12 protein-coding genes are annotated in these 16,609 nt (G+C 67.3%); 8 read left to right on the forward strand and 4 right to left on the reverse strand.

Features of this window, described 5'->3' with window-relative positions; all coding sequences use genetic code 11:
- The first annotated feature begins 22 nt into the window (after positions 1 to 22).
- From O7615_RS24405 to O7615_RS24420, 4 genes are read left to right on the forward strand one after another with little or no spacing between them, the layout of a single operon-like run.
- Positions 23 to 1,468, forward strand: a complete 1,446-nt coding sequence (locus tag O7615_RS24405; protein WP_278180122.1) for a DUF3375 domain-containing protein — start codon at positions 23 to 25, stop codon at positions 1,466 to 1,468.
- A 41-nt stretch (positions 1,469 to 1,509) separates the two neighbouring features.
- The gene (locus tag O7615_RS24410) at positions 1,510 to 2,070 is read left to right on the forward strand and encodes a DUF4194 domain-containing protein (RefSeq protein ID WP_278180123.1); all 561 of its coding nucleotides are present in this window, start codon (positions 1,510 to 1,512) and stop codon (positions 2,068 to 2,070) included.
- Positions 2,067 to 5,405 (forward strand): SbcC/MukB-like Walker B domain-containing protein, encoded by a 3,339-nt coding sequence (locus tag O7615_RS24415; RefSeq protein WP_278180124.1) that lies wholly within the window; start codon positions 2,067 to 2,069, stop codon positions 5,403 to 5,405. Before O7615_RS24410 ends, O7615_RS24415 begins: the two co-directional genes overlap by 4 nt.
- Before the next feature lie 2 nt (positions 5,406 to 5,407).
- The gene (locus tag O7615_RS24420) at positions 5,408 to 6,721 is read left to right on the forward strand and encodes a Wadjet anti-phage system protein JetD domain-containing protein (RefSeq protein ID WP_278180125.1); all 1,314 of its coding nucleotides are present in this window, start codon (positions 5,408 to 5,410) and stop codon (positions 6,719 to 6,721) included.
- A gap of 296 nt (positions 6,722 to 7,017) precedes the next feature.
- Here O7615_RS24420 and O7615_RS24425 read toward each other — a convergent pair whose 3' ends face one another.
- Both O7615_RS24425 and O7615_RS24430 read right to left on the reverse strand, forming a co-directional pair.
- The gene (locus O7615_RS24425; protein WP_278176203.1) at positions 7,018 to 8,664 is read right to left on the reverse strand and encodes an IS1634 family transposase; all 1,647 of its coding nucleotides are present in this window, start codon (positions 8,662 to 8,664) and stop codon (positions 7,018 to 7,020) included.
- A 602-nt stretch (positions 8,665 to 9,266) separates the two neighbouring features.
- Positions 9,267 to 10,541 carry an IS701 family transposase gene (locus O7615_RS24430; RefSeq protein WP_278182177.1) on the reverse strand — a complete coding sequence of 425 codons (1,275 nt, stop codon included), beginning with the start codon at positions 10,539 to 10,541 and terminating at the stop codon, positions 9,267 to 9,269.
- 423 nt (positions 10,542 to 10,964) lie between these two features.
- On the opposite strand from O7615_RS24430, the gene O7615_RS24435 reads away from it, so the two are divergent.
- Together O7615_RS24435 and O7615_RS24440 are read left to right on the forward strand one after the other, a co-directional pair.
- On the forward strand, positions 10,965 to 11,111 hold the full coding sequence (locus O7615_RS24435) for a hypothetical protein (RefSeq protein ID WP_278180126.1): 147 nt from the start codon (positions 10,965 to 10,967) through the stop codon (positions 11,109 to 11,111).
- 263 nt (positions 11,112 to 11,374) lie between these two features.
- A complete protein-coding gene (locus O7615_RS24440; protein WP_278180127.1) occupies positions 11,375 to 11,818 on the forward strand; it encodes a hypothetical protein in 444 nt (147 codons plus the stop codon).
- Between the two features lie 47 nt (positions 11,819 to 11,865).
- Here the strand turns inward: O7615_RS24440 and O7615_RS24445 are convergent, their stop codons facing one another.
- Complete coding sequence (locus O7615_RS24445) at positions 11,866 to 12,498, reverse strand: DUF998 domain-containing protein (RefSeq protein WP_278180128.1); 633 nt, start codon at positions 12,496 to 12,498, stop codon at positions 11,866 to 11,868.
- Positions 12,499 to 12,621: 123 nt separating this feature from the next.
- Here O7615_RS24445 and O7615_RS24450 point away from each other — a divergent pair, with 123 nt between their 5' ends.
- Positions 12,622 to 13,767 (forward strand): histidine kinase, encoded by a 1,146-nt coding sequence (locus O7615_RS24450; protein ID WP_278180129.1) that lies wholly within the window; start codon positions 12,622 to 12,624, stop codon positions 13,765 to 13,767.
- Positions 13,764 to 14,402 (forward strand): response regulator transcription factor, encoded by a 639-nt coding sequence (locus tag O7615_RS24455; RefSeq protein ID WP_278180130.1) that lies wholly within the window; start codon positions 13,764 to 13,766, stop codon positions 14,400 to 14,402. Before O7615_RS24450 ends, O7615_RS24455 begins: the two co-directional genes overlap by 4 nt.
- Before the next feature lie 670 nt (positions 14,403 to 15,072).
- Here O7615_RS24455 and O7615_RS24460 read toward each other — a convergent pair.
- Positions 15,073 to 16,392, reverse strand: coding sequence for a cation:proton antiporter (locus tag O7615_RS24460; protein ID WP_278180131.1), 1,320 nt, complete (start codon positions 16,390 to 16,392; stop codon positions 15,073 to 15,075).
- Positions 16,393 to 16,609: the final 217 nt, after the last annotated feature.

Genomic DNA, 16,609 nt, shown 5'->3' on the forward strand with positions numbered 1-16,609 from the left:
GAGCCCGAGAGGGAAGGCGCCCGTGGAGTACGACGAGATTGACTGGCTGCGCAGGCAGGACCAGGCCTGGCGGCTGCTTCGCGCCGACCACGCCCCACTGGTGCTGCGGTTCCTGGGACAGGTGTTCGTCGACGACAACATCCGGTCAATTTCGGGGGACCAGCTGGCCGAACGGCTCGATGACACCCTGTTCGCGCTCAACGAACAGTACGGCGAGGCAACGTTTCCGAAGAACGCCCGCGCCTACCTTGGTGACTGGGCGGATGCGGGCTGGCTACGCCGGTACTACCCGCCGGACTCCGACGAGGTGCACTTCGACGCGACCCCTGCCGTCGAACGCGCTCTGGCATGGGTGCGGACTCTGCAGGCGCGCGAGTTCGTTGGTACGGAGTCACGGCTCAACATCGGGGTTGATCTGCTCCGGCAGATGGCCTTTGGTGCCGAGACCGACTCCGACGCACGCCTGGAGGAGTTACAACGACGCCGCGGTGAGATCGACGCGGAGATCGCTCGGGTTCGCGTGGGCGACTTCACAATCCTCGACGATGCTGCCCAACGCGACCGGTACCAACAGTTCGTGGCGACAGCGCGCAGCCTGCTCGGCGATCTGCGGGAGGTAGAGGAAAACTTCCGCGCCCTGGACCGTCGGGTACGTGAGCGGATCGCGGCCTGGCAGGGATCGAAGGGCGAACTGCTCGATGAGATTGTCGGTGGCCGCCACGCGATCTCCGGGTCCGACCAGGGCCGCAGCTTCGACGCGTTCTACGACTTCCTCCTGTCGATCCGACGACAGGAGGAGTTCACCGACCTGCTGGAACGCGTGCAGACCCTGGCCGCCGTCGGACAGGTCGATCACCGCATCACCCGCGTGCAGCACGACTGGTTGAACGCGGCCGGCCGAACCCAATCGACGGTACGGCTACTCTCGGAACAGCTCCGCCGGTTCCTTGACGACCAAGCGTGGCTGGAAAATCGCAGGGTCATGGATGTCCTGCGCAGTATCGAAGCGCACGCGCTGATCCTGCGCGACGGCGACACGTCGGCGGTGAAAACGTCGATTGACGACACGAAGGTCGATGTCGTGTTGCCGATGGAACGGCCGCTGTACCGGCCCCGGGCCGGGCATGCCGTCGACAGCGTCACCGCCGAGGAACCTACCGGGCAGGTCGACCTGTCCGCGCTGTTCGAACAGGTCTATGTCGACCCCGCCCGTCTGATAGCCGCCGTGCGTGACCTGCTGCGCGAGCAGTCTCAGGTGCCCCTGCGAGACGTGATGAGCCGTCATCCGTTGAAAGAGGGCCTAGCTGAGCTTGTCGCCTACCTGTCGTTGGACGACGGCTCGTTCACGGTGACATTCGACGAGGCGCGTCGCGAATCGATCACCTGGACCGATGCCGCAGGCGGTCGTCGCACCGCGACCGCTCCGACCGTGATGTTCGTCCGCGACAGGGAGGACAGCGGCCGGTGACTCCACCCGATTCGCAGGACGAGCCATCGCTGTCGGTGGCGGTGACCCAGCTGATGAAGGGCGTGGTCTACCGCGATACCCACACGGCGGCGTGGCACCACCTGTCAGTCCTGCAGCCGCACGTCCGCGACCACGTCGCTGTGCTCGGCCTGGTCGTCGTCGTTGACGAGTCGGAGGGCTACGCCTATCTGAAGTCCCGACCTGAGGACCCGGACCTTCCGCCTGTGCCGCGGCTGGTGCCTCGTCGGTCCCTGTCGTTTCACGTCAGTCTCCTGCTGGCATTGCTGCGCCGCAAACTTGCCGAGGCAGACGCCAGCGGGTCCGACCCTCGACTCGTTCTCTCTCGCCGCCAGATCATCGACATGCTCACCGTGTTCATGCCCTCGGGTGCCGACGACGCCCGCCTGGTGGACCAGATCGATGCGCATCTGACAAAGGTCATCGAGTTGGGCTTCCTACGCCGGACAAAGGACAAGGAGCCCAGCTTCGAGGTCCGCCGGATCGTCAAGGCGTTCGTCGACGCCCAGTGGCTCGCGGACTTCGACGCCCGGCTCGCCGAGTACGCCGCCGAACTTTCCCCAGACGCGGAAGGCGCCGCATGACACAACATGGCTACCGTCTGCACCGTCTCGAAGTCCGCAACTGGGGCACCTTCGACCAGCGGATCTGGACATTCCACGTCGACGGAGCCGACAGCCTTCTCACCGGCGACATCGGCTCCGGGAAATCAACCCTCGTCGACGCGGTGACCACCCTCCTGTTACCGGCCAACAAGATCTCCTACAACAAGGCGGCCGGAGCCGAGACTCGCGAACGATCACTGCGCTCCTACGTGCTCGGGTACTACAAGTCAGAAAGCAATGACGCGACCGGCACATCCCGGCCGGTCGGCTTGCGCGCAGGTAGCTGCTTCTCGGTGATCCTCGGGGTCTTCACCGACGAGAGCTTGGGCACGACGGTGACCCTCGCGCAGGTGTTCTGGCTGCACGATGGGAACAGCGGCCAACCGGAACGCTTCTACGTCACCGCTGGCACCGCACTGACGATCGCCGACGACTTCCTCAACTTCGGCACCGAGATCAGCCAACTGCGTCGACGGCTACGCCAGTACGGGGCGAAGATCGCCGATCACTTTCCCGAATACGGTCAGGACTTCCGTCGCCGGCTCGGCATCGCCTCAGAGCAGGCGATGGATCTGTTCCACCAGACTGTGTCGATGAAAGCGGTCGGGAACCTCAACGACTTCGTCCGGAGCCACATGCTCGAGCCCTTCGACTCCGCAGCGGTGATCCGTCAACTCATCAGCCACTTCGACGACCTCAATCGCGCCCATGACGCCGTTCTCCGGGCGCGAGAGCAGATCGCCGGACTCACCCCGATCATCGATGCCTGCGACGCACACGAACGACTCGGGCGAACCCTGGAAACAGTGGATGCCCAACGCGCCGCGCTGCCACACCTGACCGCACGCCGTAGCGCTGATCTCCTGGACGAGCAGATCGCAGCCCTGGCCGACGACAGAGAACGCAACCAAGGGCTCGTTCGCCAGGTCGATCACGACATCAAAGGCATGGAGGACGCGCACCGCCGCGCCGACCTCGCCCGGGAAGGCCTCGGCGGCGGCCGCCTCGGCGAACTCGAACGCCACATCACCGACATGGAGAACACCCTCGACCTGCGGCGCAACCGCCTGAGCAGCCTTAACGCGCTACTCGACGCCGCCAAGCTAGCGCGAATCGCTGACGCCTCCACGTTCGCTGCCCGACAGGCGGCCGTGACGCAAGAGATTCAGCAGCACGACAGCGAGGTCGCCGACCTACACACCGCCGCCACCGACGCAGGTGTCGCTGTTCGAGACCTCGAAAAGGAGGCCGCAGAGGTCAACGATGAGCTGCGCAGCCTCAATGGCCGGCCGAGCAACATCCCCCGGCACAACCTGGCCCTCCGGCAGCGACTGTGCGCCGCAATCGAACTGCCGGAAGGCGAGCTGCCCTACGTGGGTGAACTGATTCAGGTGCGTGCCGAGCACGCGGAGTGGGAGGGCGCCGCAGAGCGCGTGCTGAGAGGCTTCGCGCTCTCGCTGCTCGTCCCCGAAGAGCACTACCGAGCGGTCGCCGACTGGGTTGACGGTCACCACCTGGGCGGGCGGCTCGTTTACTACCGCGTGCCGCTCGCCGTGCTCCGGCCGGCTGACAAGCCAACGGCCGACGATGCTCTCCTGCTTTGTGACACGCTCGACCTGCAAGACAGCCCGCTCAGCGCCTGGCTCAAGCGGGAGCTGCGGCACCGCGCGTCGCATCGATGCGTCACCTCGATGGCCGACTTCCGGCACGAACCCAAGGCGATCACCCGTACTGGTCAGCTCAAGGACCCATCCGGGCGACACGAGAAGGACGACCGCGGGCGCATCGACGACCGCAGCCAGTACGTCCTTGGTTGGTCCAGCGAGTCCAAGATCGAGGCGCTCATCGCCGAGGCAACACGTATCGACGCCCTCCTGCGAGCAGCACGCGCCACCGAGCGCAAGCATGGCGACGCCCTCAAGAAGCTGAGCCTGCGGCTGGCGGACCTGCACAAAATCACCATGTTCAGTGACTTCACCGACCTCGACTGGGAAACAGCCTCCCGCCAAGCGGGGCTTCTACGTGAGGAGAAACAACGCATCGAGGCAGGCGCCCAGGGAATCGTGGAGCTCACCGCCGAACTCGAACGCCTCAGCGGTCTCATCACCGACGCGAAAGTCCGCCGCGACGAACACCACAAAGCAATCACGGTAGCGGAAACCGAGTCGGCCGCAGCCACGCAACGGCGCACCGAGGCCGACGACTTCCTTCACGATCCCAGCCATGACGCAGCGACCGCTCACTTCCCCCAACTGATGGCTCTCATCCCCGCCCCGCCGGCCACCCCGGACGGCTGGTACCGGCTCCGCGACAGCCTCACGACGACGCTGAACCGTCAACGCGAGGACACCATGAAAAAGCAGAATCAGGAGAGCAACAAGGCCGTCGGCCTGATGGCGGCCTTCCGCAGCAGGTATCCCGTCGACTGCGCCGAGATGGACGCCTCGCTCGCCGCCCATGCTGAGTACCGGGCCATGCATCAGCGCCTCGTCCACGATGACCTGCCCCGCTTCGAGGACGAATTCAAGACCTACCTCAACACCAACGCCATCCGCGACATCGCCACCTTCCACTCCCAGCTACGTCAGCAGGCTGCGCTCATCAATGAACGCATCGCGACCATCAATGAGTCCCTCGTCGGTATCGACTACAACCCAGGTCGATACATCCGGCTCGATGGGAACCCCACACCCAACGTCGAAATCCGCGAGTTTCGCACCGAGCTGCGGGCATGCACCGACGACGCCCTCGGCAACGACGACTCAGAGCAGTACTCCGAGCGCAAGTTCCTCCAGGTCAAGGCCCTCGTCGAACGGTTCAGAGGCCGCGAGGGCCAGACGGAACCCGACCGCGCCTGGACCAGGCGCGTCACCGACGTCCGCAACTGGTTCACCTTCACCGCCACCGAGCGCTGGCGAGACGGCAACGCCGAGTACGAGACCTATGCCGACTCCGGCGGCAAGTCCGGCGGGCAGAAGGAAAAACTCGCCTACACCATCCTGGCAGCATCCCTGGCCTACCAGTTCCGCCTCGACGCCGACACCACCGGCACCTTCCGCTTCGTCGTCATCGACGAAGCCTTCGGCCGCGGCTCTGACGACTCCACCCGCTTCGCCCTCGCCCTGTTTCAGCGCCTCGGCCTGCAACTGCTGATCGTCACGCCCCTGCAGAAGATCCACGTCATCGAGCCACACGTATCCGCCGTCGGCTTCGTCGACAATCCCACCGGCAACTTCTCCCGACTACAGACACTGAGCATCGAGGAATACCAACACCGGCGGCAAGCCCACACGGAAGCCTCAACGGAGATCTAGCTATGCCCGCGAGGAGCGACTCCACCGGTTGGAGCACCTTCGAGGACGTCATCGCCAGCCTCAGACGACGCTGGGACCGCGGCGACTTTCTCCGTCACATCGCCCAAGGCACCCCGCCGACGCCGGTCAGCGTTGCGCTCAAAGGGCCGAACGTCACGGCGATCGCCGACCAGTTCGGCGACGTCCAACAGTGGGCGTCCCGCTGGCGGCAGACCGATGGCAGTACCGTACGGGTCGAATATCGACGCGTCGGCGGTCGACTGGTCGGCACCAACCAACTACCGCACAAGGCGTGGATTGACACCCCCGACGCCCTCTGGCGAACGCTCGGCGTTCGCCAGCTAGTCGACCGCTACCAAGTCCTGCTCGACCTGACCCACTCTGCCTCACCGGCGGTAGCTCAGTGGGCCATGGAGCACCCAATGAAGGTCCTTCACCATCACCAAGATTGGACTCGCCTCCTCGACACGGCCACCTGGATCGGTCGGCACGGCAACCCCGCCACCTATCTGCGGCAGGTGGACGTCCCCGGCGTCGACACGAAGTTCATCGAGACACGCCGCGGCATCCTTGCCGAAATCCTGGATCGGCACCTACCCGTCGAGCGGGTCAAGATCGCTTATCCTCCGTCTGCGTTCGCCGAACGTTACGGAATGCGACCCAAGCCGGTGCTGGTTCGGATCCGCTTCCTCGACGAACACCGACGCTCCGCGCCGTTCGCCGACATCACTGTGCGCGCCGACGAGCTGGCCGCGACGCCATCGCCTGTATCGACCATCTACGTCGTCGAGAACGAGACCACCTTCCTTGCCTTCCCCGCCATCGAAGACGCGGCCGTAATTCACGGAAGCGGCTACGCGGTAGCGAAACTCGAGCCGTTAACATGGCTTCACGAACGAAATATCGTCTACTGGGGCGATATCGACACACACGGCTTTGCAATCCTTAATCGAATCCGGGAAATCTTTCCCCATGCACATTCGATACTCATGGACCGAAAAACGTTGCTGGCCCACCGTGGGCATTGGGGATCCGAGCCCAGTCCGACTCGCCGTGCACTCTCCCAGCTCACCGCAGAAGAACGGTCGCTCCTCGGTGACCTCCTCGATGATATCTTCGCGCCTTCGTTGCGGCTTGAGCAGGAGTACATCCGGTACTCCGCTATCACTGATGCCCTGCTGAATAGTCAGCGTGGTCAAACAACACACTCCGAGCAGGCCGACCGTGGCCAGGACAGACACTCGCCGCCCACGCGGGTTACAAGATCCTTGGCGCGCCCAGCGACTACCACACCTCACCAGGCGGACGGAACATAGCTGGCCTGCTGGAGAAGGAACCAATGACGCCCAGCGACTCTCGGTTGACTTCTGGGACAGCATGACTAGGGCGCTGCCAGCGAGGTTGCGACCGTCGGATCGCACTGGTCAGGGCGCGAGGTGCCACTGTGGTCCCAGGGTCATCTGCAGGCTTGCACGCCCACCGGGTTGTTCGCCTCGGGCGAAGGTCTTGTGGCGACGGGAATAGATTACAGTTCATCGAGCCAGTAGTGCGGTTCGACTCCTTGCGGAGAGTTCGCAGCACTGCCAAGGCCGCCCCTATGACCTGAGTTTGGTCATTTCGTTAGTGCCTGAGGTCCGCTCGGCGTGAGGGCGTTGATGATGGCTTGCTGGTCGGGGTCGATTTGGGGTGGGAACGTCTGGGTGGCGTTGTTGATCGCGAGGGTCGCGGATCGTAGTGGGCGTAGTTGACGGAGGACGTTGCGGATCGCGAGTCCGGTGCGGTTCTGGACTTCGCGGGTGACGGCCAGGGCGGTGAAGACGATGGTCAGGTGTGCCTCGATGGCGTCTTTGGTGTGGTGGAACATGGGTCGGGCGGCGAGGTCGGTTTTGGACATGCGGAAGGACTGCTCGACGTGCCACAGGTCGTGGTAGTTGGAGATCACGTTGCTGGGGCTCATCACGTGGTGGCCGATGTTGGTGACGTAGCCCTTGAGCCCGACGAGTTTGCGTGCTCTGGCCAGTGACGCTTCGTCGAGGGTGCGGGTGTTGCCGTTGATGGTGACGAACCTCGGGGTTCGGGTCGTCTTCTCTCCGGCGATGACGGCTCGTGCCTTTGCCTCTTGGGCGTTGAGGGTCTTGTTGTCCCGGACAGCGCGGGTGGCTGAGTAGGCCCACACCGCCCGCCACGAGGATGTATGGGTTCGTGGGTTCCACACCGGTTCGGCTTTGAGGGCGGGGTCGTTGTCGCGGTTGGTGCCGGTGCGGGGGGTGATCGTGTCGATGATCTGCCCGTCGGTGAAGTAGTCCCCGTGCCAGCGGTAGTGGGACTCCAGGTCGATCGGCGCTTTGGTGGTGCGGGAGCCGACGATGAAGCCGAGGCCGGCCTCGTCGAGTTCGCGTAGGTTGGTCGCCGAGAGCATGCCGGCGTCGGCGACGATGACCATGCCGGTGATCTGGTGGCGGGCCTGGAACTGGCGGATGACCGGCAGCAACGTCAGCGTCTCGGCCTTGTTGCCGGCGAAGCAGCCGATCTCCAACGGGAACCCGTGCCGGTCGACGAGCAGCCCGACGACGATCTGCGGGTCTACGCGTCGTTCCTTGGAGTATCCGACCTTGCGCAGGTCGTCCTCCTTGTCGGCCTCGAAGTACAACGTGGTCACGTCGTACAGGCACAGGCTGACATCGCCGCTGCTCATGGCGTGGGCGAAGCACAACTGCGCGATCTGGTCGCGGTATGCGCCTGTGTGGGCGCGGGTCAGGGTGCGGCGCATCGTCTTCTCGCTGGCCGGCTTACAACCCAGGTCGGTCAGCACCCGGCCGGTGTCTCGGATCGAGGTCGGCTCCACGATCCGCGCGATCACCAGGTCCCGGAAGACCCTGTCACCCACCGCGTCGAACCCCAGGGCTGTGAACACCGAGGCCAGCACGTCGTACAGCACCCGCGACGCCGTCGACACCACCCGCGGCGCGGCGACCGCCGCTGGCCCACGCTCCGGTGAACCGTCGGCGTCCAACAGCGCCGCGTCACCGGCCGGGCCGACCAACGTCGCCCTCGGCGCGACCGGCTCGATACCGAGCTCGAACTCACCCTGCCCGGGATCGGCGAGAAGCTCGCGGGCCCGCGACAACAGCAGCCCCAACTCAGCCTCGGTACGCGCCGAGCCCACATGAGCAACGATCCGCCGACGCCCGCCAACGGACTCGGCGATCTGCACCGCCGTCGCGCCCGAAGCCGTCCGCACCCGCCGAATCCACGCCACGAACCCGAGCGTAAGACACCAATTAGTGCCTCAGAAACATCCCACCAGCACCCAACACCCCAGGTCAGAGCGCTACACCCCGTCGCGCCGCGAGGCGGTGACCAAACTCAGGTATGAAGGAGCTGGGGCGGGATGCTTTGTCTCAGTCCCGTGAGCTGGTAAGTTGAATGCATGAACACCCACGCTAAGCGTGGATGCTCTAAATATGTGTTCAGCTTCCCCCTCGGACACAGTTTCCCCGCATATCTGCGTGATGTGACGTACCGGTGGTCAAACCCGTTTGACCACCGGACTCCAGCTCCCAGCGCTGTCTTCCCTGCCTCGTCTCGGCGGTGGTCGCGATGACTACCCGGGTCGTGGCGGCAGTGGTGCCGCCGTCGATTCCCGCTGGGTCGAGGGGTGAGCCGATCAAGGGCGGCGTGCCTTGCCGGTTGCGCAGCTGGCTCCCGAGGCGCGGTCGACGGCGCTGTATGGGATGGCGGCGATCGATCGTGATGTTCGGCTGGCCGAAGCGGTGGTTATCCCTGCTCTGGGGTGGCTATCGGGTACCTGGGTGGATGTTCGGGTGCGTGGTGGCCTAGTACGGCAGCCGCCGTTCGGGACTATGGCTGGTGTTCGAGGTTGAGGCGTCGGGTGTAGTGGGCTTGGCGGGCTCGGGCTTGATGGCGGCGGCGCCAGTCTGACCAGCGCAGACGGTGGGTGAGGTCGCGGATCGGGCGGAGTACGAGGGTGTTGATCAGTCGGCGGGTCTCGTTGACGGTCAGCTTGATCAGCCCTGTGTCGGTGGAGTCGTCGTCGGCGTCGGCGGCGCAGATCGCCAGGACGGCGAGGGCGGCCAGGGCGAGGGTGGTGAAGCGGTGCCAGGAGTCCCAGCGGCGGACCTGGTGCTGGTCGAGGCCGACCTGGCCCTTGGCGGCCTGGAAGCTTTCCTCGACCGTCCAGCGGATGCCCGCGACCCGCACGAGTCGGGCAAGGGTGGCTTGTTGCGGGGTCCAGCAGCGGTAGAAGGCCAGCTCGCCGGTGGTGGTGTTGCGGCGGATCAGGAGGCTGTGGTGGCCGCCGTCGTCGGGGTCGGCATCGGTGCAGACGTCGTTGAGCCAGGCCCAGTCGTAGAAACGCGGGCCCTTGGATCCGGCGCCTGCGCTGCGGCGCTGCCACGCCGAGGCCGGTAGGTCGACGGCGACCCGATCAGCCCGCACCCGGGTCTTGCCACCGTCGAGAGGGACCAGGTGGCTGCGGGACACGGCCAGGACATAGCCCAGGCGGTGTTCGCGCAGGTGAGTGCGGAAGACGCTGCTGTTGCCGTAGGCCTCGTCCGCAGCCGCCCACCCGACGGGAACGCCGGCGTCGACCGCAGCGGTGATCATGTCGGCGGCCAGCTCGGACTTCGTGGCGAAGGCAACCTCGTCGGGAACCCCAGCGGCCTGGCATCTGTCCCGGTCATCGGTCCACGACACCGGCAGGTAGACCCGGCGGTCGATCAGCGTGTGCCCATGCCGGCTGGCATAGCCGCAGAACACCCCTACCTGCGCGTTCTCGATCCTGCCGGCAGTGCCGGTGTACTGGCGTTGCACCCCGACCGAATGCGTGCCCTTCTTCAGGTCCCCGGTCTCGTCGACAACCAGCACGCCGTCCGAGTCACCGAACCGGGCCACGACCACGTCGCGCAGATCGTCGCGGACAGCGTCGGCGTCCCACACCGCCCGATACAACAACCTCTGCATCGCGTCCGGCCGGGCATGCCCGGCCCGCTCCGCCAACTGCCAGCACGTCTTGACCTCAATGTCGGCCAGCAGCCCACTCACGAACGCCGTAGCCGTGCGCCGCGGCTCGACCCGCCCGAACCGTCCCGCGAACGCATCACACACCCCGGCCAGAACCTGCCGCCACCGGGCAGGGTTTACGCTGTGGCACGCGGCCACCGCCAGATCTGAAGTTATGTCCACAGCAGACAGACGATCACGCGGTGGCCGCACCTCGCCTACCAGGCCCCACCAGCGACATCTCAAACGGCGGCTGCCGTACTAGTGGTGGTGACGGCCGATCCGCATGCTGCGTTCCGGGTGACTCGGCCTGGTCAGGTTCGGTTGCCGGCGACGGTCCGGCACTGGTGTGGGCTCGCAGCCGGCAGTCGGGTCCTGCTGGTCGCTGACCCGGCTGTCGGGCGGCTTGTGGTCTATCCGCCGGCCGCCGTGCACGCGATGATCACCGCATCGCAGGCGGCTGCGTTGGACGGTGGGGCCGTATGACCATGCAGCCATCTTCGAGTCGGCCGAGCCAGGCTGACCTTGGACGCGGCAATGCTCCTGCTGTCCCGGCTTGGTATCTCACCGGGCGACCTGCAACAGAGCGCCCCTGCCGGTCCGCCGGCACCGACGTTCGCCGAGTACATCCCCGTGGTGTCCGAGGCGGTCAGCCCGGGTACCCGCAGGGTCTACGCCTCCTAACTGGAACCGCGTTCTCAAGGAGTGGGGCCACCGGCGGTTAGACGAGCCTGATCCGACCGAGATCAAGCGCCTCGCCGAGCACGTCAAGGCGCACGTCGTCACCCGCCGCAACGCCCGCGGCGGTCGCAGCGCGGCGGAGCAGCCTCATCGCCGCCTTACGATGTCTCTACAACCACGCCGTCGCCGACGGGCACCTCGCCGAGGCGGACAATCCCGCCCGGAAGGTCGCCAAACCGCGGCGCCTACCCAGCACCCGCCGCGCGGTGCCGGACACCCGGCTCGCCGAGATCAATCAGATCGCCGCCACGACCGGCGACGACCCGGCTCTGGACTGCCTACCGCTGCGGCTACACACGGAGACAGCCTGCCGCCGAGGCGGAGCGCTGGCTCTACGGCCAGCGGACCTTGACCCGGATCAGTGCCTCATCATGCTGCACGAGAAGGGGGAGACGGTGCGCTGGCAGCCGGTGTCGCCTACCTTGATGCGGCATCTGCAACAGCACGTGGAGGAGCGGCCGGCCGCGCCGACAACGCCGCTGCTGCGTTACCGCAACGGCAAGCCGATCACGTATCGCCGCTACGACCACCTGTGGGAGCGCATCGGCAGACACCTGCGGCCACTCTACTATGGACACCACGACGGGCTACGTCGGGTGACGAGGCCGGCATCCGGCATCCGGCATCCGCTCGACCGTCTCGGCGAGTAGGTGCCGCGGAATGGTGCTGTTCGCGTCGCCGATGACCATGGTCGGCGTCAACGACCTCGATACCGTCCCACCTCGCTGGTGGCCATCGGCGACTGACCGGCGCGCACCCGAAGCGCGAGGACGGTGAACCAGGTCCAACCAAGGACGATGGTGATGCGCTGGAAGAGGCCCGCGTAGGCATCGCTCGCTAGGCCCTGGATGGTGGCGAGCATCGCCACTGCGGTCACGGTGCTGTACACCGCCCAGCCCCAACTGCCGCGGCGCAGCGACAGTACAGCCACGACTAGGCACAGCGCCGGTAGGCCGAGGAACACCGGTATCGCGGCAGCGTTGTGCACGGTGCCATGCCAGGACGTCGCAGCGCTGTGGACCGGGTCAGTCACGAAGAGGCCGGACACGACAAGCGCGGCGGCGATCAGCGCGACGAGTGCCGGCACCACCACGCTTCTCGTCGCGCGGCGCAACCCCGCGGCGAAGAGGAGCAGCAGGACGCCGAACACCAGGAAGTTGGCGATCTGCTGCCAGCCCCGCGGGCCGGCCGCGAGTTCGCTGACGGTCTGGCGCAGCATGCTGTACCCCGGTCGCAGCGCCCCCTCGACGAGAAACGCGATAACGAACAGGGGCGGGCCGAAGACGCCACAGGTGAGCAGTCGGCGGGTGGTCCGGTCGGGTGCGGTCATGCACTCTATTGACGCCTGCGCAGTCCCGCTCCGACAGCCCGGAACGTGGGCCGACCGACCTACTTTCGTCAGTACTCGACGGGTGTGCGTTGCGAATAGGGTTGCGGCATGCGCCGGCATGCGATGGTGGACGCGGCCACGGTTGTCCTGGCCGTGATGGTCGGCGTACTGCTCATGTACGGGCCCAACGCGGTAGTTCGCCCGTATGGCCTGGGCGGCTCGGCGGTGCTGGTCGTGCTGGCCGTCGTGCTGTGGTGGCGCCGTTCGGCCCCGGGCGCGGTGGCCTGGATCGCGGTGCTCTTCAGCACCGTCCTCGTGCTCGCAGAGGCGCTGGTGCCGGGCGCGGTACTGCGCCCATACGCGGGGGAGCCGACCGTGCTGGTGGCTCCGACGGCTCCGTTCGCCGCCTACGCCGTGGCGGTGTACGCGGGCCGCAGCCGCTCGGCCTGGCTCGCCATCGCCGCCCTCGTCGCCGTAGCCGTCGTTCCCTCGCAGCCTGCGTTAGGAAGCTTCCGGAACGGCTTGCTGCTGATCGGGATCCCGGTCCTCCTCGGCCTGTACGCGGGAGCCCGCCGCCGTCTTCTCGCGGCGCTGCGGGACCGTGCCGAACGGGCTGAACGCGAGCGTGACCTGCGCGCCGCCGAGGCTGTGGCGCGGGAACGGGCGCGGCTGACCGCCGAGATGCATGACGTCGTCTCGCACCGAGTCAGCCTGATTGTCCTCGAGGCCGGGGCGCTCGGCCTCACCTCGGCCGACGAGACCACGCTTGCGGCGGCCGAGCGAATCCGGGCGACGGGTTGCAAGGCGTTGGGCGAGCTTCGCGAACTCGTACGCATGCTGCCGGAGCCGGGCGACCACGAGGACGCGCCGCAGGCGCTGCCCGACCTCGCTCCCTTGCTGGACGCCGCGCGGACCGCCGGCACGCGGGTCGAGGTCGTCGAGATAGGCGCGCCGATCCCGGTCGCGCCGGTCGTCGGCCGGACCGTGTACCGGTTCGTCCACGAGGGGCTGACCAATGTGCGCAAGCACGCAGCGGGCGCTCCCGCCTGGCTGCAGCTCGCGTACGGCGAGGAAGGATTGGCCCTCTCGATTCGCAACAGCACCGCGACCGCGCCGCCCGACCCGGCGCTCGCCACGAGCGGCTCAGGTACGGGGCTGCTGGGCCTGCACCAGCGCATCGAGCTGATCGGCGGCTCGTTCACGGCCGGCCCGTGCGCGGACGGCGGCTTCGAACTGCGCGCCGACCTGCCGGGACGGCCGGACCGATGAACCTGGCTCCGGCGCGCGTGGTCGTCGTTGACGACGATCCGATGGTCTGTGCCCACCTGCGCACGATCCTCGAGTCCGCCGGCAACATCCGGGTCGTTGAGGTGGCGCACGACGGCGCGGCCGGGCTCGACGCGGTGATCCGGCACCAGCCCGACCTCGCGCTCATGGATCTGCGGATGCCGGGCGTAGACGGGCTGGTCGCTACCACACGGATCATCGCACTGCCCAAGCCGCCGGTGGTCGTCGCGCTGACCACGTTCGACGCAGACCGGTACATCCTCGCCGCCCTTCGCGCGGGCGCGGCGGGATACCTGCTGAAGTCGACGCCCCCCCAGGACCTCATCGGGCTGGTGCAGCTGGCCGCAGCCGGGCACACGGTCCTCCCGCCCGGCACAGCCAAGGGACTGCTGGCCGGAGTGGCGCGGTCGGCCCTGCCCGACGGGCTGACGGCGCGGGACGTCGAGGTCCTTACCTGTCTCGGCGAAGGCCTGTCCAACGCGCAGATCGGCGCCCGGCTGCACCTGACCGAGCAGACCGTCAAGGGGTACGTGTCCCGCGTGCTGACCAAGCTCGGCTGCACCAACCGGACCCAGGCGGGACTGCTGGCGCAGCGCTACGGCCTCGGCTCGGACTGAAACCTCGGCACGAATCCCGGTGGTCAAACCCGTTTGACCACCGGACTCCAGTTCCCAGCGTTGTCTGCGCCGCCTCGTCTCGGGGGTGGTCGTGGTGACTGCCCGGTCGTGTCAGCGGTGGTACCCCCTCGATTCCCGCTGGGCTGAGGGGCGAGCCGATCAAAGGTCGGCGTGCCTTGCCGGTTGCGCAGCTCGCTCCCGAAGCTCGGCCGACGGCGCTGTATGGGATGGCAGCGATCGATCGTACACCACCGCGTCAACGACGACGTCATCCGTTGCGACGCGCTCGTTGCCGCCGCAGAAGCTCGACTTCACCTGGGACAACACCGCCACTGTCTGTCCGAGGCCACCCTTGCCCGAGCAGTCAGCGAAGGACTGGCCGACCCCCTACGTGAGGCGCGGGCACTCGTCGTCCTTGCAGAGGCCCTCGTCGCCACGGGGGAACACCGCACCGCCCACGCCCATTGTCAAGAAGCCCTCGACCTCCTCAATGACGCCGGTGAGCAGATGCATCTTGCCGTACAGAACCGCCTGCTAACGATCGTCGCTGCTACCGCATACTGACAGCTCAGACGCGAGGATTCCCTGCGGGGGGAGCTCTGGGCGGGTGTGGTCGCCGGGTCGAGCCGCGGACGGGTAGATGGTGGCAAGCCTGGGACAGCTACCCCGGTCACCGGATGTGGCGACCAGTGGGACCGGATCGGCTCGGCGACCTGTCCGGGTCGGTGTCGGCGTGAGCGGCGACCGCTGTCGGTTCTTGCTGGCGGCGGTCCATCAACCGCAGCCACCAGCCCGTCATCGCGGTGGTGACGAGGGCCATGACGACCAGCGCGAGGTACAGCTCTCCGGTCACGATGCCGGCGGCGTGTCCGGCCTGCAACAGGGCGATCTCGGTGAGACCCCGGGCGTTGAGCAGCACTCCGACCCGCCGGGCGGTGTGTCGTGTTTCGCCGGCCAGGCGGGCGCCGACGTAACTGCCGAGGGTCTTGCCGGCCACGGCGAGGACGGTCGCCGCAGTGATGATCAGCCAGGGGACCGCCGTGGTCTGCGCGGTCCAGACGGTGAGCCCGGTGGCGACGAAGAACGCCGGCAGCAGCGCGGTGCCGACCCGGTTGACCCGCCTGACGGCGGACGCCATCCACGGGTCCCTGGCGGGCAGACACAGGCCGACGAGGAAGGCGCCGGAGATCGCGGTCAGCCCGCCGGACTCGGTGGCGTGCGCCGCGACCAGGGCGACCGCGGCGACCGCCACGGCGACGGGGTAGGGGTGTCTGGCGAGGACCGGGGGGACGGTGGCGGCGGCGAGCAGGCGGCGAAGCAGGAGCGAGGTGCCGAGACCGCCGACGAGCACCAGGATTCCGGTCAGTGCCGCGTGGGTGCCGGTGCCGGCCAGGCCCACGGCCAACCCGAGCAGCAGCCAGGCGATGGCGTCGACGACCACCGCGGACGACAGGGACAGTTTGGCGGCACGGGTTCCGGTCAGGCCGTGGTCGGTGATGATGCGGGCGAGGACGGGTACCGCCGAGACGGCGAGCGCGATGGTGATGAAGATGAGGAACGCGGGTTGGGGAGCGTCACCGCGTAGGTTCGGATCGTCGAGCCAGAGCAGCCACCCGGCCAGCGCGGCGCCGGCGGCCAGGGACGGGAACAGCGCTCCCGCCGTCACCCAGGCGATCCCACGGCCGTGTAGTGACACCGTGGAGGCGGTGAGTTCAGCGGCGGTCGCGACGAGGAAGAGGACGAGGCCGACGTGGCCGCAGAGTTGCAGGACGGCGAGTACGTCCGCCGGGAGCAGGGTCTCGGCCGCGCCGGCCCCGCCAATCGCCAGGACGAGCGGGCCCGCGAGCAGCCCCAGGGTGATCTCCCCGACCACTCCTGTCTGGCCGATGAGCCGGGCGAGCCGGCGGAAGAGGTAGGCGGCGGCGAGGACGAGCGCGAGCGCGATGACGCTGTGGAGCGCGCTGATCGTGTAGCCCACCGCGCCGTTCATGGCTGAGACGCCCGGCGAGCGGCCGTGTCCGGAGTGCGGGTGGCTCGATGGTTTCGGGGTGGTACGTGGGGCTCGTGCGGACCGCCGGCCGACGGTCCGCACGGCGCCGGGCGGGTGGGTTTACCAGGGCCAGTCGATGAGGTGAGGGGTGTGCACTGGACAACCTCCCAACGCTGTGTTGGCGATCGACTACCTGATGCATCGTTACTGATCACCA

It is taken from the genome of Micromonospora sp. WMMD1082 (assembly GCF_029626175.1).
Lineage (GTDB): Bacteria > Actinomycetota > Actinomycetes > Mycobacteriales > Micromonosporaceae > Micromonospora.

Bases quoted from the DNA above. Each gene is read 5' to 3' on its own strand.
- O7615_RS24415 (WP_278180124.1), top strand. From the start codon at position 2,067: ATGACACAACATGGCTACCGTCTGCACCGTCTCGAAGTCCGCAACTGG.
- O7615_RS24420 (WP_278180125.1), top strand. From the start codon at position 5,408: ATGCCCGCGAGGAGCGACTCCACCGGTTGGAGCACCTTCGAGGACGTC.
- O7615_RS24435 (WP_278180126.1), top strand. From the start codon at position 10,965: ATGCTCCTGCTGTCCCGGCTTGGTATCTCACCGGGCGACCTGCAACAG.
- O7615_RS24445 (WP_278180128.1), bottom strand. From the start codon at position 12,498: ATGACCGCACCCGACCGGACCACCCGCCGACTGCTCACCTGTGGCGTC.
- O7615_RS24450 (WP_278180129.1), top strand. From the start codon at position 12,622: ATGGTGGACGCGGCCACGGTTGTCCTGGCCGTGATGGTCGGCGTACTG.
- O7615_RS24455 (WP_278180130.1), top strand. From the start codon at position 13,764: ATGAACCTGGCTCCGGCGCGCGTGGTCGTCGTTGACGACGATCCGATG.
- O7615_RS24460 (WP_278180131.1), bottom strand. From the start codon at position 16,392: ATGAACGGCGCGGTGGGCTACACGATCAGCGCGCTCCACAGCGTCATC.